At 70.2% G+C, this 19,568-nt stretch carries 20 protein-coding genes, 1 pseudogene and 1 riboswitch; of the genes and pseudogenes, 6 read left to right on the top strand and 15 right to left on the bottom strand.

The genetic code is table 11. The features are described 5' to 3' along the window. Positions 1-243 precede the first annotated feature (243 nt). The 12 genes from ACVNF4_RS05980 to ACVNF4_RS05925 form a co-directional block, all read right to left on the bottom strand. The gene (locus ACVNF4_RS05980; protein ID WP_461801608.1) at positions 244-1,191 is read right to left on the bottom strand and encodes a Ppx/GppA phosphatase family protein; all 948 of its coding nucleotides are present in this window, start codon (positions 1,189-1,191) and stop codon (positions 244-246) included. A gap of 168 nt (positions 1,192-1,359) precedes the next feature. Continuing rightward, positions 1,360-1,878, bottom strand: coding sequence for a DUF501 domain-containing protein (locus ACVNF4_RS05975; RefSeq protein WP_461801607.1), 519 nt, complete (start codon positions 1,876-1,878; stop codon positions 1,360-1,362). Positions 1,879-2,107: 229 nt separating this feature from the next. Next, positions 2,108-2,584 (bottom strand): FtsB family cell division protein, encoded by a 477-nt coding sequence (locus ACVNF4_RS05970; RefSeq protein ID WP_461801606.1) that lies wholly within the window; start codon positions 2,582-2,584, stop codon positions 2,108-2,110. A 111-nt stretch (positions 2,585-2,695) separates the two neighbouring features. Next, entirely contained in the window at positions 2,696-3,982 is a 1,287-nt protein-coding gene (gene eno, locus ACVNF4_RS05965) for a phosphopyruvate hydratase (RefSeq protein WP_461801605.1), read from the bottom strand. Positions 3,983-4,224: 242 nt separating this feature from the next. Beyond that, positions 4,225-4,944 carry a transglycosylase family protein gene (locus tag ACVNF4_RS05960; RefSeq protein ID WP_461801604.1) on the bottom strand — a complete coding sequence of 240 codons (720 nt, stop codon included), beginning with the start codon at positions 4,942-4,944 and terminating at the stop codon, positions 4,225-4,227. 4 nt (positions 4,945-4,948) lie between these two features. Then, a riboswitch (cyclic di-AMP (ydaO/yuaA leader) is annotated at positions 4,949-5,110 on the bottom strand. A 230-nt stretch (positions 5,111-5,340) separates the two neighbouring features. Then, positions 5,341-6,411 carry a LysM peptidoglycan-binding domain-containing protein gene (locus ACVNF4_RS05955; protein ID WP_461801603.1) on the bottom strand — a complete coding sequence of 357 codons (1,071 nt, stop codon included), beginning with the start codon at positions 6,409-6,411 and terminating at the stop codon, positions 5,341-5,343. 161 nt (positions 6,412-6,572) lie between these two features. After that, a complete protein-coding gene (locus ACVNF4_RS05950; protein ID WP_461801602.1) occupies positions 6,573-7,844 on the bottom strand; it encodes a cytochrome P450 family protein in 1,272 nt (423 codons plus the stop codon). Beyond that, positions 7,841-10,111, bottom strand: a complete 2,271-nt coding sequence (locus ACVNF4_RS05945; RefSeq protein WP_461801601.1) for a tetratricopeptide repeat protein — start codon at positions 10,109-10,111, stop codon at positions 7,841-7,843. Before ACVNF4_RS05945 ends, ACVNF4_RS05950 begins: the two co-directional genes overlap by 4 nt. 163 nt (positions 10,112-10,274) lie before the next feature. Further along, positions 10,275-10,679, bottom strand: coding sequence for a hypothetical protein (locus tag ACVNF4_RS05940; protein ID WP_461801600.1), 405 nt, complete (start codon positions 10,677-10,679; stop codon positions 10,275-10,277). Positions 10,680-10,920: 241 nt separating this feature from the next. Continuing rightward, positions 10,921-11,910, bottom strand: coding sequence for a nucleoside triphosphate pyrophosphohydrolase (locus tag ACVNF4_RS05935; RefSeq protein ID WP_461801599.1), 990 nt, complete (start codon positions 11,908-11,910; stop codon positions 10,921-10,923). Positions 11,911-12,026: 116 nt separating this feature from the next. After that, positions 12,027-12,662, bottom strand: coding sequence for a SurA N-terminal domain-containing protein (locus ACVNF4_RS05930; RefSeq protein WP_461801598.1), 636 nt, complete (start codon positions 12,660-12,662; stop codon positions 12,027-12,029). Positions 12,663-12,844: 182 nt separating this feature from the next. Then, on the bottom strand, positions 12,845-13,675 hold the full coding sequence (locus tag ACVNF4_RS05925; RefSeq protein ID WP_461801597.1) for a glycoside hydrolase domain-containing protein: 831 nt from the start codon (positions 13,673-13,675) through the stop codon (positions 12,845-12,847). A 200-nt stretch (positions 13,676-13,875) separates the two neighbouring features. On the opposite strand from ACVNF4_RS05925, the gene ACVNF4_RS05920 reads away from it, so the two are divergent. The 3 genes from ACVNF4_RS05920 (at position 13,876) to ACVNF4_RS05910 (ending at position 15,677) form a co-directional block, all read left to right on the top strand. Next, entirely contained in the window at positions 13,876-14,301 is a 426-nt protein-coding gene (locus ACVNF4_RS05920; RefSeq protein WP_461801596.1) for a hypothetical protein, read from the top strand. Between the two features lie 178 nt (positions 14,302-14,479). Continuing rightward, on the top strand, positions 14,480-15,202 hold the full coding sequence (locus tag ACVNF4_RS05915) for a hypothetical protein (RefSeq protein WP_461801595.1): 723 nt from the start codon (positions 14,480-14,482) through the stop codon (positions 15,200-15,202). Between the two features lie 55 nt (positions 15,203-15,257). Further along, positions 15,258-15,677: a DUF6174 domain-containing protein gene (locus tag ACVNF4_RS05910; RefSeq protein WP_461801594.1), complete on the top strand. Its 420-nt coding sequence runs from the start codon at positions 15,258-15,260 to the stop codon at positions 15,675-15,677. A 91-nt stretch (positions 15,678-15,768) separates the two neighbouring features. On the opposite strand, the gene ACVNF4_RS05905 is transcribed toward ACVNF4_RS05910, so the two are convergent. Then, complete coding sequence (locus tag ACVNF4_RS05905; protein WP_461801593.1) at positions 15,769-16,485, bottom strand: HNH endonuclease family protein; 717 nt, start codon at positions 16,483-16,485, stop codon at positions 15,769-15,771. Between the two features lie 219 nt (positions 16,486-16,704). Here ACVNF4_RS05905 and ACVNF4_RS05900 point away from each other — a divergent pair, with 219 nt between their 5' ends. Further along, complete coding sequence (locus ACVNF4_RS05900; RefSeq protein ID WP_461801592.1) at positions 16,705-16,890, top strand: antitoxin; 186 nt, start codon at positions 16,705-16,707, stop codon at positions 16,888-16,890. Positions 16,891-16,988: 98 nt separating this feature from the next. On the opposite strand, the gene ACVNF4_RS05895 is transcribed toward ACVNF4_RS05900, so the two are convergent. After that, entirely contained in the window at positions 16,989-17,876 is an 888-nt protein-coding gene (locus tag ACVNF4_RS05895; protein ID WP_461801591.1) for an alpha/beta hydrolase family protein, read from the bottom strand. Positions 17,877-18,044: 168 nt separating this feature from the next. Here ACVNF4_RS05895 and ACVNF4_RS05890 point away from each other — a divergent pair, with 168 nt between their 5' ends. Next, positions 18,045-18,620 (top strand): TetR/AcrR family transcriptional regulator, encoded by a 576-nt coding sequence (locus ACVNF4_RS05890; protein WP_461801590.1) that lies wholly within the window; start codon positions 18,045-18,047, stop codon positions 18,618-18,620. A gap of 41 nt (positions 18,621-18,661) precedes the next feature. Here ACVNF4_RS05890 and ACVNF4_RS05885 read toward each other — a convergent pair whose 3' ends face one another. After that, positions 18,662-19,225, bottom strand: a complete 564-nt coding sequence (locus ACVNF4_RS05885) for a hypothetical protein (protein WP_461801589.1) — start codon at positions 19,223-19,225, stop codon at positions 18,662-18,664. Between ACVNF4_RS05885 and ACVNF4_RS05880 the strand changes: the two are divergent. Next, positions 19,215-19,568 (top strand): annotated as a pseudogene (locus ACVNF4_RS05880) (hypothetical protein); the annotation flags it as partial. The gene ACVNF4_RS05885 and the pseudogene ACVNF4_RS05880 overlap by 11 nt on opposite strands.

Below are 19,568 nucleotides of genomic sequence, written 5' to 3'. Positions count from 1 at the left end.
GACCCCGCCGCGATACGTCCCCGTAGCGCCGTTTTGAACGTGTTCACACGGGTGTTGGGGCCCGGAAGGGCCAACCGGGGCACATTCCTCGCCCAACGGGACCCTTTTCCTTGTGAAGAACTTCACGAACTTTCTCGCGCCGACCCGCCACACCCCCCGCACCCCCCGCTCAAACGCCGTTCCCCCAGCTCAGCGGAGCCCCCGGCGCCGAGCGCGCGCCGGGGGCTCTGAGCCAAACCCGACCTAGCTCTCCGCCACCTTGAACGCGATCCCGTCCAGGATGTCGTGCTCGCTGACGACGACCTCCCGCGCCCCCACCCGCTCCATGATCGCCAGCAGGACGAGGGCCCCGGCGCCGATGACGTCGACACGGCCGGGGTGCATGGAAGGGATGGCCGCACGCTCCGCGTGGGTGGAGCGCAGGAGCCACTCCGTCAGTTCGCGGACCTTGTCGTCGGAGATACGGGAGTGGTGGATGGCGGCGGAGTCGTACCCGGGCAGGTCCTGGGCGATCGCCGACAGCGTCGTCACGGAACCGGCCAGCCCCACCAGCGTGCGCGCCTCGCGCAGCGGGACCGACGCCTCGGCGAGGTCGAGCGCGGCCTCGATGTCGGCGCGCATCGCGGCGATCTGCCCCTCGGTGGGCGGATCGGTGACGACGCCGTCGTGCACGAGGTGCCGCTCGGTCATCCGCACGCAGCCGACGTCGACGGAGCGCGCCCCGCGTACGCCGGTGTCGCCGACGACGAACTCCGTGGAGCCGCCGCCGATGTCGACGACGAGGTAGGGCGTCGCGAGGTCCGCGCGTCCCGTCAGCTCCTTGGTCGCGCCGGTGAAGGAGAACACGGCCTCCTCGTCCCCGCTGACGACCTCCGGCTCGACGCCGAGGATCTCCAGGACGCCCCGGACGAAATCGTCCCGGTTCTCCGCGTCGCGGGAGGCGGAGGTGGCGACGAAGCGGACCTTCTCGGCGCCGTGCTCCTTGATGACGGCCGCGTACTCCCGGCACGCGGCGAACGTCCGCTCCAACGCCTCCGGCGCGAGTCGCCCGGTCCGGTCGACCCCCTGACCGAGCCGGACGATCGTCATCCGCCGGTCCAGATCGACGAGTTCACCGGTCTCGGGGGTGACGTCGGCGACGAGGAGGCGGATGGAGTTGGTACCGCAGTCGATCGCGGCGACGCGGGTCATAAGGGGGCACTCCTTTGGAGAGGATGCGGACCGGGAACTATGTGAACGCCGGTCCAGGCACTTCCGGCCCGTCCGGCGCTTGAGGACGAGGCCCCTTCAGGGCCGAACGGGGTCGAAGGGGCGGAGCCCCTTCAAAGGACGGGAAGGGTAGGGGCGGCGGGGGCGACATCACTCGGCGGGAACCACACACGCACCCTTGCGCCACCACTCCGGCAGCATCGCGAGCGCCTCGTCGCCGAGGGGGTTCACACCCGGGCCCGCGGCGAGGGAGTGCGCGACCAGGACGTGCAGGCACTTCACCCGGTCCGGCATGCCGCCCGCGCTCGGGAACCCGGCCAGCACCTCGATCTCGTCACGCCGCCGGACGTAGTCCTCGTGCGCCGCGCGGTAGGCCGCCGCCAGCTCCGGGTCCTGCCCGAGCCGCTCGGTCATCTCCTTCATCACGCCGTTCGCCTCCAGCGTGCCGATGGCGGAGTTCGCCTTGGGGCACGTCAGGTAGTACAGCGTCGGGAAGGGGGTGCCGTCGGGGAGGCGGGGGGCCGTCTCGACGACGTCCGGCTGTCCGCAGGGGCAGCGGTGGGCGATCGCGCGCAGACCCCGAGGGGGGCGCCCGAGCTGCTGCCGGAACGCCTCGACGTCCGCGTCGGTCGGCTCGGTGCGGTCGGTGGTCGGGGGAGGCGTTTGCATGTTCGTACGATCGTCTCTCTGCTGTCGGTGGAGGGGGCGCCGGAGGGCCGGTACCTCTCCAGTATCAGGGGACTACGGCCGCACCCCGTACCCGTACGACCCGGCCGCCGCGTCCCGTAGTACCCGTACGACCCTCAGCCGGCGTCAGGGGCGCGCGGACGACTCGTACGCCGTAGCCCCGTACAACCCGTGGACCACGTCAGGGTCACCCCTCAGAGCCACCCCACGCTCACCGCCCGACCGCGTCCGCCTTGTCCACCCCGTCCCACACGTTCGCGTACCACGGCCGATCCGCCGCCCCCGCGTCCGCGCGAGCCTGCTTCGCCGCGTCCGGGTCGACGACGACGAACCCGGTCTCCCCCGGCATGACGTAGTGCAGCCGCAGCCGGATCTGCTGCTCGGCGTACGCGTCGTCCTGCCAGCGGGCCTTCAGGTCACGCAGCTGCTCCACCTTGTCCCGGGCCCGCTCCTGCTCACGCTGGAGATCGGCGATCTCGGCGCGCTGGGAGACGTACTGCCGCATGGGATAGGCGAGGGCGACGACGAGGGTGCACAGGACGAGCGCGAGGAGGGCGGCGCGGCCGGTGAGCCGGGAGCGGCGCTGCTGGCGCTTGTTCTGCGAACGGTAGACACGGGCCGCGGTCTGTTCCCCCAGGGCGCGGAGTCTGGTCGCGGTCGAGAACCGGTCCTTGTCCTTGACGGCCATGCGCCGCGCCTCCCGTTCATACGTGCGTACGTCCCCGCACACGGTACGGGACCGGGTACGGGGACGTACGGATGACGCCTCTCAAGGCTTACGGGAAGCCCCTTAAGGGGTTCAGCCCTTGAAGCGGGGGAACGCCGAGCGACCGGCGTACACCGCCGCGTCGTCCAGGATCTCCTCGATGCGCAGGAGCTGGTTGTACTTGGCGACGCGCTCGGAGCGGGCCGGGGCGCCGGTCTTGATCTGGCCGCAGTTGGTGGCGACGGCGAGGTCGGCGATCGTGACGTCCTCAGTCTCACCGGAGCGGTGGGACATCATGCACTTGAAGCCGTTGCGCTGCGCCAGCTCGACCGCGTCCAGCGTCTCGGTGAGCGAGCCGATCTGGTTCACCTTGACGAGGAGCGCGTTGGCCGTGCCCTCCTCGATGCCACGGGCGAGGCGCTCGGGGTTGGTGACGAAGAGGTCGTCACCGACGATCTGGACCTTGTCGCCGATGCGGTCGGTGAGGACCTTCCAGCCGGCCCAGTCGTCCTCGAACAGCGGGTCCTCGATGGAGACGAGCGGGTAGGCCGCGACGAGCTCCTCGTAGTACTCCGTCATCTCGGCGGCGGAGCGCTCCTTGCCCTCGAAGAGGTACTTGCCGTCCTTGTAGAACTCGGAGGCGGCGACGTCGAGCGCGAGGGCGATCTGCTCGCCGGGGACGTACCCGGCCTGCTTGATCGCTTCGAGGATGAGGTCGAGCGCGGCGCGGTTGGAGTCGAGGTTCGGCGCGAAACCGCCCTCGTCGCCGAGACCGGTGGACAGGCCCTTGGTCTTCAGCACCTTCTTGAGGGTGTGGTAGACCTCGGTGCCCCAGCGCAGGGCCTCGGAGAAGGACTCGGCGCCGATCGGCGCGATCATGAACTCCTGGATGTCGACGTTGGAGTCCGCGTGGGACCCGCCGTTGAGGATGTTCATCATCGGCACCGGCAGGAGGTGCGCGTTCGGGCCGCCGAGGTAGCGGAAGAGCGGCAGGTCGGACGCCTCGGAGGCGGCGTGCGCGACGGCGAGGGAGACGCCGAGGATGGCGTTCGCGCCGAGGGAGCCCTTGTTGTCGGTGGCGTCCAGGTCGAACATCGCCTGGTCGATCAGGCGCTGCTCGGTCGCGTCGTAGCCGACGAGCTCCGGGCCGATCTGCTCGATGACGGCGAGGACGGCCTTCTCGACACCCTTGCCCAGGTAGCGGTTCGGGTCACCGTCGCGCAGCTCGATGGCCTCGAAGGCACCGGTGGAGGCGCCGGACGGGACGGCGGCACGACCCGTGCTGCCGTCGTCGAGGCCGACCTCGACCTCGACCGTGGGGTTGCCTCGGGAGTCCAGGATTTCCCGGGCTACGACGACGTCGATGGACGGCACGAGCATCTCCTTCTTGGGATGTGACGCGGGTACGCAGCGCGCGAGGGTGCTGCGTGGACGAGCCTAACCGGCTCCGGGGGTTCGGCCAGCCGACCTACCACCCCATGGGACAGAACCGACCGTACTCATTGTTCATACCGGGAACAAAGAGGGGGTGGCCAGGGGGCGAACAAAGAACAGAAACAAACCCGCCCCGGCGCGCACGGGGGAACGCGCACCGGAGCGGGGGCTTGTGGGGACCGGGCTGCCTACTTGAGGTGCAGCTGCTGACCCGGGTAGATGAGGTCCGCGTCCTCGATGATGTCCTTGTTCAGCTGGAACAGCTTCTGCCAGCCGCCGGCGACCTTGTGCTTGGCCGCGATGGAGCTGAGGGTGTCGCCCTTGACGACCTTGTACTCGCCGTCGCCCTTCTTGACCGTCTTGCCGGCCGGCGTGGTGACGGTCTTGGAGGACGTCGGCTTCGGGGCGCTCTGCTTGGGCGCGGCCTGGCGCTCGGTGGAGCGCGACGAGGCGGGCGCCTCCGAGCGGTTGCCGCTCGAACCGCTGGACGAGGAACCGGAGTTGGAGCCGGAGGAGGACGAGCCGCCGCCGTAGGACGCGCCGGACAGACCCACACCACAGCTCGGCCAGGCACCCTTGCCCTGCGAGGCGAGGACCTTCTCGGCTATCTGGATCTGCTGCGACTTGCTGGCCTGGTTGGCGGTCGCGGCGTAGGCGGTGCCGCCGTACGCGGCCCAGGTCGAGGCGGAGAACTGGAGGCCGCCGTAGTACCCGTTGCCGGTGTTGATGGACCAGTTGCCGCCGGACTCGCACTGCGCGACGGCGTCCCACTCGGAGGCGGTCGCGGCGGAGGCGCTGCCCGCCGCCATCAGCGGGGCGGCGACGGCCACGCCGGTGACACTGGCGAGCGCGACGACACGGGTGGCCTTGGACGGACGACGGTGCTTGCCCTTGCCGGAAAACAGCATGGATCGATCCCCTCACCGACGCCTGCGAGGTGAGCTGTCGGGTTAGGGCCGGTTGAGTTGCCCTGTCACTTCCGTGACTTCACCCCAAGCCGGTTCCGGCGGCGTCAACCACCGTCTCCAGCACTTACCTTGGGTCCCCCGCTCCTGCCCACGGCGCTTGCGCGACGACTGTTCCCGGAAGCCGCCGGCAGGATTCGGCGTGTGCGGCGATCGGGGCTCGGGTTGCCGAGCGGTCACGACCGTAGACATGCGCCGAGCGGATTTTCAAAGACGATCAGGGCTTCTGAGACTCATCCCACACTTTCACCAAAACGGACATTCATCGCGAACCAGGGCGCTGAACTGCCGTGATTCCGCCCGCTTTTACGCCTTTGCGCACGCCGCCCCAGCCGTCACTCACTCCCCGAGAGACAGCGTCTGACCGGGGACGATGGCGCTCGGGTCGGACCCGATGAGCTTCTCGTTCGCGGCGTAGAGGCCGCGCCATCCGCCGTCAAGCTCAAGGGAGTCGGCGATCGAGGTGAGCGTGTCCCCGCTGCGCACGGTGTACGACGTCGGCTCGTCCGCACTCAGGCCGCGATGCCGTCCGGTGCCAACGCCCGCGGAGAGCGTCGAGGCCCCCTCGGTCGCGACCGGGATCGTCGCGGCAGCAGCGGCGACCCCGCCGACCGCACCCGCACCCGTGTCGACGAGGCTCCAAGACCCGGCGCTCTGCACGGGTTTGTCCGGCTCGTCCACCTTCGACGGAGCTGTGGGCGTGCTGTCGGATTCCTGTGGGGCGCTCGGCGTGATCCGCCCACCGGCCTCACCACCGGGCTTGACCGCACCGGGGGCGGCAGGAGCCGAGGGCGACGGCTTCACGGGGGCGGCACCGGCCGCGGGGGGCGTGACGGCGGACGGGGCGGACGGGGCGGACGGCGACGGCTTGGGCGAGGGCGTCGTCGAGGAGCCGGTGCCCGAACCGCCCGTCGAGCCCGCCCCGTTGGCCGGGTCGGTGACTCCGGACGAGCCGGGCTTACCGGTCGATCCGGACGTACCGGTCGATCCCGTGTCGTCGGCGACAGGGCCCGACCCGCTCTCCTTCGTCAGCCCCGAAGTGAGCGCGCAGACCGGCCAGACACCCGGCCCTTGGTCGGCGAGGATCTTCTGGCCGATCGCGATCTGGTCGCTGCGCGAGGCGAGGTCGGGGCGCTCGGCGTAGGTGAGACCGCCGTACTTCTTCCAGTCCTCCAACTTGATGTGCAGTCCGCCGAACTGACCGGAGCCCGTGTTCTCGTCCCAGGCGTTGTCCGTCTCGCAGCCGGCCACCTTGTCCCAGACGGTCGGCCCGACGGCCGGCCCGTCCGCCGCGCTCGCGCCGCTCGCACCGAGCAGCGGGATGGCGATCGCGGAGCCGGTCACACCGGCGGCGACGAGGAGTGCCGGTGCCTGGCGGGGGCGACGGTGACGGCCGTTCCCGGAGAGCATGCGGACGCCTTTCTCACGACGACAGGGGCCGACGACACAGGGCCGCCGCGGCGCGGTGTGGGGGCCGCTCCGGCTTGTGAACGTATCGGCATACGATCACCTGTCACAAGTTCATGCCGCGCAGATCACGTGAAGATCACAGAGTTGAGGGCGTGTCAGCTTTACTTCGGTGGCTGAGATGTGAAGTTGACCGGCAGCGTGCGCAGACCGCGCATGATCAGCCCGCCGCGCCATCTCAACTCGTCCGGCTGGACCGCGAGTTGAAGGTCCGGCAACCGGGTGAGCAGGGTCGCGAGTGCCGTCTGGCCCTCCAGGCGGGCCAGTGGGGCGCCGAGGCAGTAGTGGATGCCGTGGCCGTAACCCAGGTGCTGGTTGTCTCTCCGGGAGAGGTCCAGCCTGTCCGGGTCCTCGAATCTGGCCGGATCCCGGTCGGCGGCGGCGAGGACGACGAGTACCGGGTCGCCGGGGGCGATGTGCTGTCCGCCGAGGGCGAGGGGGGCGGTCGCGAACCGCCAGGTCGCCAGTTCGACGGGGCCGTCGTAGCGGAGGAGTTCCTCGACGCCGGTCTCCAGGAGCTCAGCCTCTCCCGCTGCCAGGGACTTCTGGAGGAGTTCGCGCTGATCGGGGTGGGTGAGGAGGGCGAGGGTGCCGTTGCCGATCAGGTTCACGGTCGTCTCGAAGCCCGCGAACAGCAGGATGAACGCCATCGCCGCCGCCTCGTTCTCCGTGAGGTGCTCGCCGTGGTCCGAGGCGCGGATCAGGCCGGAGATGAGGTCGTCGCCGAGGTCGCCGCGTTTGCGGTGGATGAGGTCGAGGAGATAGGCGCGCATCTTCTTGACCGACCTCGCGACACCGCCCCTCGGCCCGCCGCCGTGGCGGATCATCATGCCGGCCCAGTCGCGGAAGTCGTCCTGGTCCTCCCTCGGGACGCCCAGCAGATCGCAGATGGCGTAGATGGGGAGGGGGAAGGCGAAGTCGTGGATGAGGTCGGCCTCGCCCTTCGCGGCGAAACGGTCGATCAGGTCGTCCGTCAACTCCTGTACCCGGGGCGCGAATTCGGCCACCCTGCGGGGGGTGAACGCCTTGCTGACCAGTCGGCGCAGCCTCGTGTGGTCCGGCGGGTCGATGTTCAGCAGGTGCGTCATCAACTCGGCCTTGCGCTCACCGGGGATGCCGGTCTTGCCCTTCGCGTGTGCCGGTTCGTCGTGGTGCGCCGGGTTCTTCGAGAGGCGGGCGTCCGCGAGGGCCTGCTTGGCGTCCGCGTACCGGGTGACCAGCCATGCCTCGACGCCGCTGGGGAGCGTCGTCCGGTGCACGGGGGCGTGCTCGCGGAGCCAGGCGTATGCCGGGTAGGGGTTGGAGGCGAACTCCCAGGTGAAGAGGGTGGGGGCGGGAGGGGTGTGCGCCGGGTGGCTGGTGTTGCTGGTGGTCACTCCTCGACGGTATCCCGTTTCCGCCGGAGCGCCTCGGCGCGGGTTCGGGCGAAGGGATCGCCGTGCGCGGCGGCTCTGTCGTACTGGGTGAGCGCCTCCGCCGTCCGCCCCGTCTTCTCCAGGACGACGCCGAGGTGTGCGATGTCCTGGGGGTCCCTGCTGTGGCGGAAGTGCTCTTCGGCGTCGTCGAGGCTCTGCGGCTCGGCCCTGATGTCGTCCAGGATGCGGACGGCCCTGTCGTCGCCGTCGTGAATCGCCCGCTCCAGGTAGGGCTGGGCGGTCTCGGTCTCGCCGCGCAGGAGGTGGTAGACGGCGAGGCTGCGGGCGGTGGGGACGTCGTCGTCTTCGTGGAGGCGGAGGTGGTACTGGGCGGCGCGGGAGGCGTCGGCGAGGCGGAGGTCGAGTTCGCCGAGGAGGTGGGGGGCGTTGTTGTCGCCGAGGTCGGCGGCTTTGCGGAGGGCCTGTTCGGCGAGGGCGAGGTGGGCTTCGGCGAGGAGGCGGGGGGCCGTGGGGGTGGGGGTGCGGTCGGTGGCGGTGCGGAGGTAGGGGAGGGCCTCGTCGGGGGCGCCTCGGGTGAGGAGGAGCCGGCCGACCTGTTCCGCGACCTGGTGCAGTCCGGCGTCCGCCGCCTTGCGGTACCAGTGCAGCGCGGTCTCCTGGTCGCCGTCCGCCTCCTTGATGAGGCCCAGCATGTGCATGGCGTCCCGCTTGCCGGCCTCCGCGAGGCGGGTGAAGTGGGCTCGGGCGGTGCTGCGGACGGCGTGCTGGGCGTCGGCGGTGGTGGATTTCAGGGCGTGGCGCCAGATGGACATCGGCACGGAGTCCGGGGGATCCCGTAGGGCGTCGGCGATGAGGGAGCCGTAGGGGCGGCAGGTGTCGTCGGGGCCTTCGAGGAGGAGGCCGGTGATGTCGTGCACCGGGGCGAACACCTTGTCCCACGCGTCTTCGTGGACGAGCGCGTGGGAGTAAAAGAGGGACATCTCCGCCACCAGGTCGCGTGGGATGCCGTCCCGCAGGCCGCACCGGACGAGGTCGAGCGCCGCGAGCAGGAGGCCCTGGTGAGGGCGGCAGCCGCTGCCCGCGCCGGACGCCCCGCGAACCGTCTCCGCGAACAGGGGGGCCAGCGCGAGGTACTGCGTGACGCCGGTGTCCCCCCTCCACTCCAGCGCCTCCACCAGCCGGGGATCCGCGCTGTCCCCCGCGCGCCGTAGCTCCGGTTTGCTCCACGCCGTGCTGAGCCGTTCCACCCTGGCCAGGGCGAGGACGCGGTGCGCGAGGGTGTCGGCGGCGGCCATGTGCGCCTCGTACACGGTGTCGTTCATCGTGCCGACGACGGGGACGCCGGCCCTCTTCAACTCCGCCAACAGGGCGGTGTCCAGGTCGCGTTGGGTGAGGTGGGCGTCCAAGTCGTCCAGCCACAGGACGTATCGGCCGGGGCGGCCGGCGAGGATGCCGGGCAGGGCCCGCAGGTCGGTACCGGGGTTCGGCGTGCACACCCGTGCCTCCGGCGGCAGTTCGACGAACAGCGCCTCCCACGCGGTGCGGGTCTTCCCCGCGAACTGTCGTCCCCTGACGACCAGCAGCCCGTCCTCCTCGAACCATCCCTCCAGGCTCGCCTCCACATCCCTGTTCACGTACTCCGTCAGCCTCGACCACTCCTTCAGCCTCGACGCGCCCCGGATACCCAGCGCGAGGGGGTCGGCGTCGCCGAGGGTGAGCCAGGTGTCGGGGTTGAGGTTGGGGGGTGGGGTGAGGTTGTGGAGGAGGGAGGGGGTGTAGGAGTAGCTGTAGGTGATGTTGGTGCCGGTGACGGGGCCGTGGAAGGTGGCGTTGCGGAAGTCGATGTGGTCGTCGTGGGTGGGGGGTTGTTCGTCCGCTGCGGTGGGGGGCGGTTGTTCCAGTTTGGCGCCTACGAGCATGGAGGTGAGGGTGGTTACTCGGTCGGGGGGTGCCAGGTCGGTGGGGGCCGAGTCGGTGGGGGCCGGGTCCACTCGCTCCCCGTACTGTCCGATCAGCTCACGGAGCCGGTCGACCTGCTGGTCGTTCGCTCGGTTGAGGGACTCGCTGAACTGGCGAGCGGGGAGGGAGAACCTCTCTTGGAGAGGCTTAAGGGGGTTGAAGAGCGCGGCCGGACGGGAACCTCTTGGGTCCACTTCGTCGAACCACTCGTGCAGCGCCAGCGAAACCTCCGCCCCCACGTTCGATCTCAGCGCACCCCCCAGCACCCGAGCCGCCTCCGCCGCCAGCTCCTCCAACTCCCGCTCCATACACGCCCCCGCGCCCCGCGAACCGGATCAGAAATCCCACCGTACTCGCTGACCAACGCGAAAACGCCTCCCGCGCCCAACACCTCGCGGACGACAGACGCCCCGCCCGCCGAACTCCTCGGCGGACAGGGCGTCCTTGGTCGTAACTACCCGCTCACGACCCTCAGTTGTGGATCGTCACGCAAGCCTTCGTCCCGGGGTACTTCTCCCACCACCCGCACGCCTTCGTGTTGTTGGCGAAGCTCTGGTCGACGGCGGAGCCGACGGTCACCGTCTCGGTGCGGGAGGCGCTCTCCAGGGTGCCGTAGTAGCCGTAGGTGGTGCCGATCTCGAAGATCGGGCGGTCGGTCCAGGCGCGGTTGTTGGACTTCTTGGACAGCTTGAAGCTGTCGACGTGCAGCTTCGTCCCCTTGAGGTCCAGGCAGACCGACCCGGACCCGTCGGTCGACCCCGCGTTACCGGCACACCCGGTCGCGCTGAGTATCCCCACCTCCGCGGCCTGCGCCGACCCCGTCAGCCCGGCCAGCCCGAACGTCGTCACCGCGGCCAACGCGAGCGACGTCCTCAACGCATGACGAAACACAAGATTCCCCGTTCTCGAACTCGCCGACGCACAGGGAGGACGGCCCCACAAGGCACTCCCCCGAGCCGTTCGGCATGATCACAACCACCGCACAGCCTGACGCCACGGGGAACGGGTCTCTATCCGTGACAACACCCATATATAAGGAGGGGGTTGCACAGGGGACGGGCGTGGATGTGGGGCACGGGACGCGGGGCGCAGGGCAGAACGCCGAGAACCTCCGCCCTCAGCCGCCCCCCACCCCCTCAACCTCCCGCACAACCCCCCGGTAGACCCGAGCCGCCGCCCGCAGCGCCGCCTCGGGATCCACCCCCTCCCCCTCGGCCCGGACCGCGAGCGCCAGCAGTTCGTACCCCACGCCTTCCCCGCCCGGCAGCGGTACCTCCAGGCCGGCGGTCCGTACGCGGGACGCCAGTTTGGCGGCGAGGGCGAGGGCCGGCTGGTGGAGGGGGACGCCGTCGGCGACGGAGGCGCGGCGTTTCTCGACGGCCTTGGTGCGGAGCCAGTGCTCCAGGACTTCCTCGGGGGTGGTGGCGGTGGCGTCGCCGAAGACGTGGGGGTGACGGTGGATCAGCTTCGTGATGATCGTCGCGGCGACGTCGTCGACAGAGAACGGTGTCTCCGGGTCCTCCTCGGCGATGCGGGCGTGGAAGACGACCTGGAGGAGGACGTCACCCAGTTCCTCCCGCAGCTCGTCCCGGTCGCCCTCCTCGATCGCCTCGACGAGTTCGTACGCCTCCTCGACCGCGTATTTGGCGAGCCCCTTGTGGGTCTTCTGGGAGGACCAGGGGCATTCGAGGCGGATGCGGTCCATGACCTGGACGAGGTCGAGGAGCCGGGCGCCGGGGAGGTCGTAGGAGGCGGGGAGCAGCTCCAGTTCGGGCATGGCGATCCTGCCGGAGCCGGCGAGGCGGGCGAGGCCGTCGGTGAGGGCGGGCTCTCCCTCTCCGGTGGCGACGACGAGGACGGTCCGCCCGCCGGCGCACTCGGCCACCAGTTCCTCGGCGGTGGGCGAGTCGGCGTCCACGACAACACCGGCGTCCCGCAGATACGGCAGCTGGGGGTGCGCGCCGTCCGCGCACAGCACCCGGTCCGCCGCGTGGAGCGCCTGCCAGGCGGGCCAGGAGAGCAGGCCGGGGGCGACTCGGTGGCTGGTGGTGAGGAGGACGATGCGGCCGGTGGGAGCTGCGGGATCTGCGGGACTCGTTTCGTTCACACCCCGAACGTAACCCACCCCGCGATCCGGTCGAGAAAGTTATCCACAGCCCGGGAGCGCAAGTCCTACAACCATCTTGTACGCCCCCCTCGCCCCTCGGCCCCGGCCGCTCCCTCCTAGGCCTGAGACGTCACTTCCCGCACCCAAGGCGTAGCCGCATCCACCCGGCTCACCTTCTGCACGTCCCACCCCCCGTACCGGGGATTGAGATCCACCCCCAACTCCTTCGACGCCGCCGACAACGCGCTCCAGAACGCCGGCTGACTGGTGTCCGTCCCCAGCTTCGCCGCCAACTTCTGTGCCTCCAACTGGAGATGGAGGTTCTCGTCGAGCCGCTGCGGCGGCACCCCGTACTGCTGGAGCCACGCGGTCTCAAGACCGTGCGCGCCGCCCGCCTGCTGTTCGAGACCCGCCCGCATCTGCTGGACCTCGTGGCGGCTGACGGTGACGCCAGCGTTCTCGGCGGCCTTCTGGAGGACCTTGTCGAGGACCATGCCGTGCAGGGTGTCGCGGGTGAGGGTGCCGGTCTGGGCGATGGCCTGCGCGTACTGGGCGGCGTCGTCCTTGACGGCCGAACGCTGCGCGTCCCGGACCTCGTTGACCCGGTTCTCCAACTGCGAGACGGTGATCCGCTGGCCGCCGACGACGGCCGCGGCGCCGGGGTGCGCGTCGCTCCCGCAGGCGGTGAGGAGGGGGGCTGCCGCGGCGATCGTGGCGGTCAGCAGGAGCGCGGTGCGACGTCGGCGGTGCAAGGAGACCTCCTGTGGGAGCTTGTGCGGCGGTGCACAAAGTCTTGCGGTGATCGATGGTAGGCAGTGGGGTGCCTGGGGCCAACCCATTCGACCAACGATTCACCGGGACTTGAGGCACCGCCGCGCCCGCGTCACGCGCTCAGGGGGTGTGTTCGAGAGGTTCCTTCGAGAGCCGAGGCTGCTCAGCCGACGATCGCGACCGGCGCGTCCCAGGTGTCGCGGTCGACGGTGATGGTGTAACCGCCGCGCGTCTCCTTGCTGTTGACCTTGTACTGGTGACCCCGGCTGTGGTCGGTGAACTGGTCCTTGCCCCAGGGCCAGTCGGCGGTGGTGGTGTCCTGGCCGTCCCACAGGGCGTACCAGAGGTTGCCGGGGAGGTCGGTCTTGTTGACGGCGGTGGCGATCGCCTTCGCGCTGGAGGAGGTGAAGCCGTAGTACCCGGCGCGGTAGACCTTCGTGCGCAGGGTCTTCGTGAACGAGCGGACATACGCCAACACGGCGTCGTTGCACGCCTTGTCGGTGATGTCGTACGCCTCCATGTCGAGGTAGATCGGGCTGCCGGTCTTCATGCCGAGCGCGGACGCCTTGGCGACGGCGTCGGCGGCGTCGGTCGCGCCCAGCGAGGTCGCCGTGGCGGGGGTGATCTTCTCGGGGCTGGAGCCCGTCTGGCAGGGCGGCTGTGCGCCGACGTACAGCGGGATCAGCTTCCAGCCTTGCGAATTGACCGACTTCACCCAGGAGTTGGTGAGGTTCGGCTGGGCGCAGCCGCGGTTCTTGCCGCCGATGTAGACGGCGGCGCCGCTGTAGTAGCCGTCCGACTTCCACGCCTTCATCGCGGCGAGCGAGGGGGCGGTGCACGTGTCGAACGCGCGCCCCGTGAACGTCTTCTGCGCCGGCCACACGGTGGCCGCCATCGACTGCTGCGCCGCGACGACGCCCCCCGCGACGACGACGGCACTGGCCGCGCCCCACGCGATGTATCTGCGCTTCCTCGACTGCCGGTGCTCTGCCATTCCCACCCCTTGATCGTCCGAAACCTGCGGCTCGCAAACTAACTGACGCCGCGCCGTCCCCCGGAAACGTTCCGTTTCCGATCGTCACAAGATTCGCTCACGTCACAGTAAAGCGGGCGGTGCGTGGGTGGCTGTCGGCCCCGTGCCATACGCTGGCCGGACAACGGGGCGGGACGCGGGCGCGGGATGGGGACGGCGGAATGACGGGCATACCAGGCGGTTACGACTACTCCACGCCGCCCCCGCCCTCCGTGCGGCGCCTGGAAGCGGGCTGGGGCCAGCGCATCGCCTGGACGGTCCCGATCTGGGGCAGCTTCGGCCTCTTCGCCGCCCTCCCCTTCCTCTACGCCGCCCTCCGCCGCGGCCTGCCCTCCGACTGGACGGCCTGCGTCTCGTACCTCGTCTACGAGGTCTCCGTCTGGACCTGGATCATCGCCCTGGAGGGCGACACCGGCGACGGCGTCTTCGGCCTCACCCTCCTGTTCACCATGGTCATGGGCACAGCCCTCACCCTCTTCGCCCTCTTCGACCCCAAACCCCTCCGCCCCCCACTCCCGTTCACCCCCACCCGCCCTCAGCCTCAGCCGAACCCGTACCAGCAGCAGGGGTATCCGTACGGGCGTTGAGCCTCAGGATGGCGCGAACCGGACATAATCCGACACGTATGTGAAGGAATCACGCACCCTTTGGTCGCTCTTTGAACATTCGGAGACATTTCCGTGTCATACGCCTCCTTATGCTCACCCCTCCGGGTCCGACGATCATTCGGGCCCGGAGTCATGCAAGAACGACTCAAGGACATCCATGCGCACGCGCACCACCCTCAAGACGCTCGCCGTCGCCGCGGCCCTCCCTCTCGCCCTGACGGCCTGTTCCTCGGGCAAGGACGACGCCGGCACCAAGGCTGCCGAGAAGGCCACCCCTGCCGCCAAGGCGAAGGACCCCAACGCCGGTATCGCCACCGGCACCCAGCTCAAGAAGGCCCTCGCGCCGGCGTCGTACTTCGCGGCCGGGTTCGCCGTGGACCCGAGCGTGACGCGGGACACCGGCGACACGTACCGCCTTCCGAAGACGGACGCCGCGGCGAAGCCGGACTGTTCGGCGTTCAGCAGCACGGCGTGGATCGGCCTGACCGGGACAGAGGGCGTCTCGTTCGCGCAGACGTCGTACGTGAACAAGACCACCTCGGCCGAACTGGACCAGGAGATCGACGCGTACCGGGGCTCGACCTCGACGGACGTCATGGCCGCGCTGAAGAAGGTCGTGGCGGCCTGCCCGAGCTACCAGGACAAGGACACGAACAGCAAGGTGAAGATCACCGGCACCCCCGGCCCCACCGCCCTCGGCGACGACGCCTTCACCATCACCCTCACCAGCGACGCCTGGGAGACCGGCACCACCCTCATCGCCGCCCGCACCGGCACGAACATCGTCAGCGTCCTGTCCACCGACGGCGCCCCGAACGGCGCGGCCGGCGCGAAGAAGCTGGCCACCCAGGTCGTGAACTCCCTGAAGTCCGCTTCCTGAACGTTCCCCGCCCGTCCGGCGTCGAGGTCATGACCGTTTCCGACAAGGAGACCCCATGACCGCCACACGCCTCCTCCCGGCCGCCGCCCTGACCTTCATCCTGACGACGGCCTGCGCCACCCCCCACTCCAGTCACACCGGCGCCGACACCACGTCCTGGCGCGAACCCCCGTCCTACACCTACACCCTCGTCTCCCGGACCCAAGTCCTCCACGGTACCTTCCACCTCACCGTCCGAAACCACCGAGCCACCTCCGCCACCCCCCTCCCCGACCATGTCCCCGCCTCTCAACTCCCCACCATCGGCGCCCTGTTGACCCGCCTGCGCACCGCCCGCCACGACAACGCCGACACCGCCGACATCGAGTACGCCCCCGACGGCCGCCCCACCCGCATCGTCCTGGACGACGACCGGAACGCGATCGACGACGAGGAGACGTACCTGATCACGAACTTCCGGCTACCACCCGCCTGACGCCGGTCTCTCCCTCAGCAGGACGACCACGAGGACGCCGCTCAGCCGCGGCGGCAGGCCCCGCCCGCCGCCCCGGAGCCCGGCCCCGCCCTCACCTGGCGGTGAACCGTTTCGGCGCACTAGTCGGATTCCCCCCGCTCGGCAGCTTCTGCGCCGGGCACCCCTTGAGGACCTTCTCCATGGCCGCCTTCTCGGCGTCGCTCACCCACAGCCCGTACTTCTTCTTGACGGCGACCTGCGCGGCGACGTAGGCGCAGCGGTAGGACGGGTTCGGCGGCAGCCAGCCCGCCGCGTCGCCGTCGCCCTTGGAGCGGTTGGTGCTGGAGTCGACGGCGAGGAGGTTGAGGGGGTCGTTGGCGAGGGCGATGCGCTTGCTGGCGTCCCAGTACTTGGCGCCCTTCTGCCACGCGTCGGAGAGGGCGACGACATGGTCTATGTCAACAAGGCTCTTGCCGCGCCGATAGGTGACGTTCTTGCCGGAGTAGGGGTCCGACTCCAGTACGCCGTACGACACTTTGCAGTCGCCGCCGGTCAACTTCACGTCTTTCAGGTCTCGTTGGAGTATGTCGTCCCGGGTGTTGCAGCCGTTGGAGTCGGTGTCGGCCCAGGCCGAGCCGAAGGCGTCCCGGGAGTAACCGGTCTTGGGGGCCCGCCCCTTGACCGGCAGCGCCTCGGCCGCCGCCAGCGCCGCGCCGTCGCCCCGGGGCTGCGGACCCGACGCCCCGCCCCCGTCCTTCTTGTCACTGCAACCCGCCAGTACCGCGACCAGCACAGCGGCGATCGCCACCCCGCCCCGAACACGCTTCACGCGCGCCCCTCCCGATGTCCTCTTGTAACCGTTCCCGACACGTTTCTGACGCCCCGCACCGGACGTTTTCCCCGGTCAGAGCCGTGTACACGCTAGCGAGCGGGTGCGCGGGGTCACTCCGTAGGTACAACCTCTCCCCACACTCACCCCCTTTCGGGTGGGCATTCGGAGCAACACGGACATATGGTCGTGATGGATCACCTCCGGAAGGAGCCTTCGATGGGCCTCTTGGACAGGTTCAAGAACAACCAGGCGATGCAGGACAAGGCCAAGGACTTGTCCGACACCGCCGAGAAAATGATCAACGAGAAGACCGGCAACAAGTACGAGAGCCAAGTCGACCAGGTCCAGCAGAAGGCCGAGGAAGCGCTGGGCATCAACCGAGAAGAGCCGGACCAGCGTTAGCCGCCTCGACAAGACGATCGGGACGGACCGCCCCCTCGCCGGCAGAGGCAGGGGGCGGCTCCCGCACTTCGGTCAACTCCAGCCCACGCCGGGTGACTTCACCATTTGCTCGCCAACTCCCCCAGTCCGCCCAGCTCTTCCTTCGACACGTCCGCCCACTCCCCCTCGACTCCCAGCGCGTCACGCAGAAATGCCGTGCTCACGCGCCGGATCAGCGCCACCTGCGCGGGGTTCTCGTCGGTCGTCTCGGCGGACTCGTACCCAGGTATGCCGCCGAGAGAGTGCTCCGCCCCGAAGAGCGTGAGCAGGCTCTTGCGCCCCGCGCCGTGGACATACGCGTCGGTGAACCAGTCCGGCCCCCGGGTGGAGAGGTGCGACTGGTCGCGGTCCCCGGCGACGACCAGCGCCGGGGTCGTCATCGTCGTGAACGTCGGCCGCATGAAGGGGAGTTGCTCGGCCGCGTGAGGGGTGAGGTCGTCGCCGAGACCGGCTGTCGCGAGGAGGACGCCGGCCCGGACGCGGGGGTCGGAGAAGTCCTCGCCCAGGGCCCGGGCTCCGAGGAGCGTGCCCACCGTCTGCCCGCCCCAGGAGTGCCCGGCGACCGCGATCCGCTCCCGGTCGACCCGCCCCGCCAGCCCGGGGACGGCCGCTTCGAGGACGTCCAGCGAATCGAGGACGCGGACGACGTCGTCGATCCGCAGGCGCCAGATCAGCGGCGTACGGGGGTCCTCGGCGGGGACGGCGAGCGTGCGGGAGTCGAGGTGGGTGGGCTGGAGGACGACGAAGCCGTGGGCGGCCCAGTGGTCGACGAGGGGGCCGTATCCGTCCAGCGACGAGCCGAAGCCGTGGGAGAGGACGAGGGCGGGGAGGCCGACGCCGGTGACGGGGGCGGTGACGCGGACGTGGAGGTCCTGGCCTCGGCCGGGGGCGGGCAGGGGGACGGGTTTCACGGAGACGATCGGGGACGGTCCGGGCGTTCCGGGCATGGCTGCGCCTTCCGTTGACGGGGGATGCGTGAGCGGTGCGGGACGAGGTGACGCGAGACGGCATGACAGGCCGCCGCCTCTCTGCCATCATGGCGAAGCGGAACCCCGTTCCATTTACGATACGGAACACCGTTCCGCTTAACAAGGTCCAGCCCCCGAGGAGCCCCCGTGCCCGCCCCCGACCAGGACACCCCCCGCCGCAAAGACGCCCGCCGCAACCAGCAGACCCTGCTGGAGGCCGCCGCCGCCGTCTTCGTCACCTCCGGCGTGGACGCCCCGGTCCGCGAGATCGCCGCGCGGGCCGGCGTCGGCACGGGCACGGTCTACCGGCACTTCCCCACCCGCGCGGACCTCGTCATCGCCGTCTACCGCCACCAGGTGGACACCTGCGCCGAGGCGGGCCCCGAACTCCTCGCCTCCTCCCCCACCCCGCACGCGGCCCTGGCCCGCTGGACGGACCTCTTCGTCGACTTCCTCGTCACGAAGCACGGCCTCGCGAGCGCCATGCAGTCCGACAGCGCCTGCTTCGGCCCCCTCCACACCTACTTCCTCGACCGCCTGCTCCCCGTCTGCACCGACCTCCTCACCGCCGCGACCGCCTCCGGCGAGCTCACCCACGGCCTCGACGCGTACCAACTCCTGCGCGGAATCGGCAACTTGTGCGCCGGCGCGGAGACGGACCCGAACTACGACGCGCGGCGCCTGGTGGCGGTACTGGTGGAGGGACTACGCCGGCAGGGGTAGGGGGCGGGGTAGCTCGAAGGGGGTAGTACTCCGGTCCCCGTTCAGCGGATGTCCGGCGCGAAGCTGGCCGTCGCGGTCGAGGTGTCGTCCGGCGCGATGACCGGCACACAGGGATTGCTGGTGCAGGCGCCGCTCCACTTCGTCACGAACGTCTGCTTGGGGCTGGCGTTCAGGGTGGGGTCGGTGATGACCCCCTTGAACGTCGGACTCGCCGTGACCCGGAGGTGGCACTCCGAGGAGGTGAACCCCGAACAGACCTCCCCGGCGGAGGGGTCCGTGGCGGACATCCGGAGGTCGCCCCGGGCAGCGAGGAGGACAACCGTGAAACCGACGTACCCCGTCCCCCTGAGCCCCGCCGTCACCGTCGTCCCCCCGGAGGTGATCGTCAGCCGGTCGGAATCGGCCCCCAGCCGGTGCGGCGAGAACTCGACCGTGACCTTGCAGGACGACCTCGCCGCGAGCCGCGCTCCGCAGGTGCCGTCCGCGTAGGAGAAGGCGCTCTCGCCGGGGACAGTCGCGGAACTGAGGTCGATGGAGCGGTCGTTGGGGTTGGTGACGGTGAAGTCGAGGGTCGGCGCGTCGACGGTCAGGTCGATGTGGGTCATCCCGAAGTCCTGGGCGGACGGCGAGAGTCGAGGCGCGACAAGGCTCCCGGACCCACCGGACGTACTGACGGACGCGCTCTCGGACGCACTCACGGACGACCCACCGGACCCCCCGTCCGACGCCGAAGCCGACGTCGTAGTACCCGTAGTACCCGTAGTGCTCCCCCCACCCCCGCTCTCCCCCGGCGTCACCGGCCCTGCCGACGCCGACCCCGTACTACCCGTACCACCCCCACCCACCACCTGCGCCACCGCCGTCCCCACCACCAGCACCCCCACCACCGCCGCGGCGACCACCGCCACCCGCCGCCCGCCCCCGGACGGCCCTCGCGGCGGGTGGCGG

Source organism: Streptomyces sp. S6, from assembly GCF_054880855.1.
This window is presented reverse-complemented; position numbering and strand designations above follow the sequence as displayed.

What these genes read in the sequence shown, in the direction of transcription:
- ACVNF4_RS05980 (WP_461801608.1), bottom strand. Translation starts at nt 1,191, where the DNA reads ATGACCCGCGTCGCCGCGATCGACTGCGGTACCAACTCCATCCGCCTC.
- ACVNF4_RS05975 (WP_461801607.1), bottom strand. Translation starts at nt 1,878, where the DNA reads ATGCAAACGCCTCCCCCGACCACCGACCGCACCGAGCCGACCGACGCG.
- ACVNF4_RS05970 (WP_461801606.1), bottom strand. Translation starts at nt 2,584, where the DNA reads ATGGCCGTCAAGGACAAGGACCGGTTCTCGACCGCGACCAGACTCCGC.
- eno (WP_461801605.1), bottom strand. Translation starts at nt 3,982, where the DNA reads ATGCTCGTGCCGTCCATCGACGTCGTCGTAGCCCGGGAAATCCTGGAC.
- ACVNF4_RS05960 (WP_461801604.1), bottom strand. Translation starts at nt 4,944, where the DNA reads ATGCTGTTTTCCGGCAAGGGCAAGCACCGTCGTCCGTCCAAGGCCACC.
- ACVNF4_RS05955 (WP_461801603.1), bottom strand. Translation starts at nt 6,411, where the DNA reads ATGCTCTCCGGGAACGGCCGTCACCGTCGCCCCCGCCAGGCACCGGCA.
- ACVNF4_RS05945 (WP_461801601.1), bottom strand. Translation starts at nt 10,111, where the DNA reads ATGGAGCGGGAGTTGGAGGAGCTGGCGGCGGAGGCGGCTCGGGTGCTG.
- ACVNF4_RS05925 (WP_461801597.1), bottom strand. Translation starts at nt 13,675, where the DNA reads ATGGCAGAGCACCGGCAGTCGAGGAAGCGCAGATACATCGCGTGGGGC.
- ACVNF4_RS05920 (WP_461801596.1), top strand. Translation starts at nt 13,876, where the DNA reads ATGACGGGCATACCAGGCGGTTACGACTACTCCACGCCGCCCCCGCCC.
- ACVNF4_RS05915 (WP_461801595.1), top strand. Translation starts at nt 14,480, where the DNA reads ATGCGCACGCGCACCACCCTCAAGACGCTCGCCGTCGCCGCGGCCCTC.
- ACVNF4_RS05910 (WP_461801594.1), top strand. Translation starts at nt 15,258, where the DNA reads ATGACCGCCACACGCCTCCTCCCGGCCGCCGCCCTGACCTTCATCCTG.
- ACVNF4_RS05900 (WP_461801592.1), top strand. Translation starts at nt 16,705, where the DNA reads ATGGGCCTCTTGGACAGGTTCAAGAACAACCAGGCGATGCAGGACAAG.
- ACVNF4_RS05895 (WP_461801591.1), bottom strand. Translation starts at nt 17,876, where the DNA reads ATGCCCGGAACGCCCGGACCGTCCCCGATCGTCTCCGTGAAACCCGTC.
- ACVNF4_RS05885 (WP_461801589.1), bottom strand. Translation starts at nt 19,225, where the DNA reads ATGACCCACATCGACCTGACCGTCGACGCGCCGACCCTCGACTTCACC.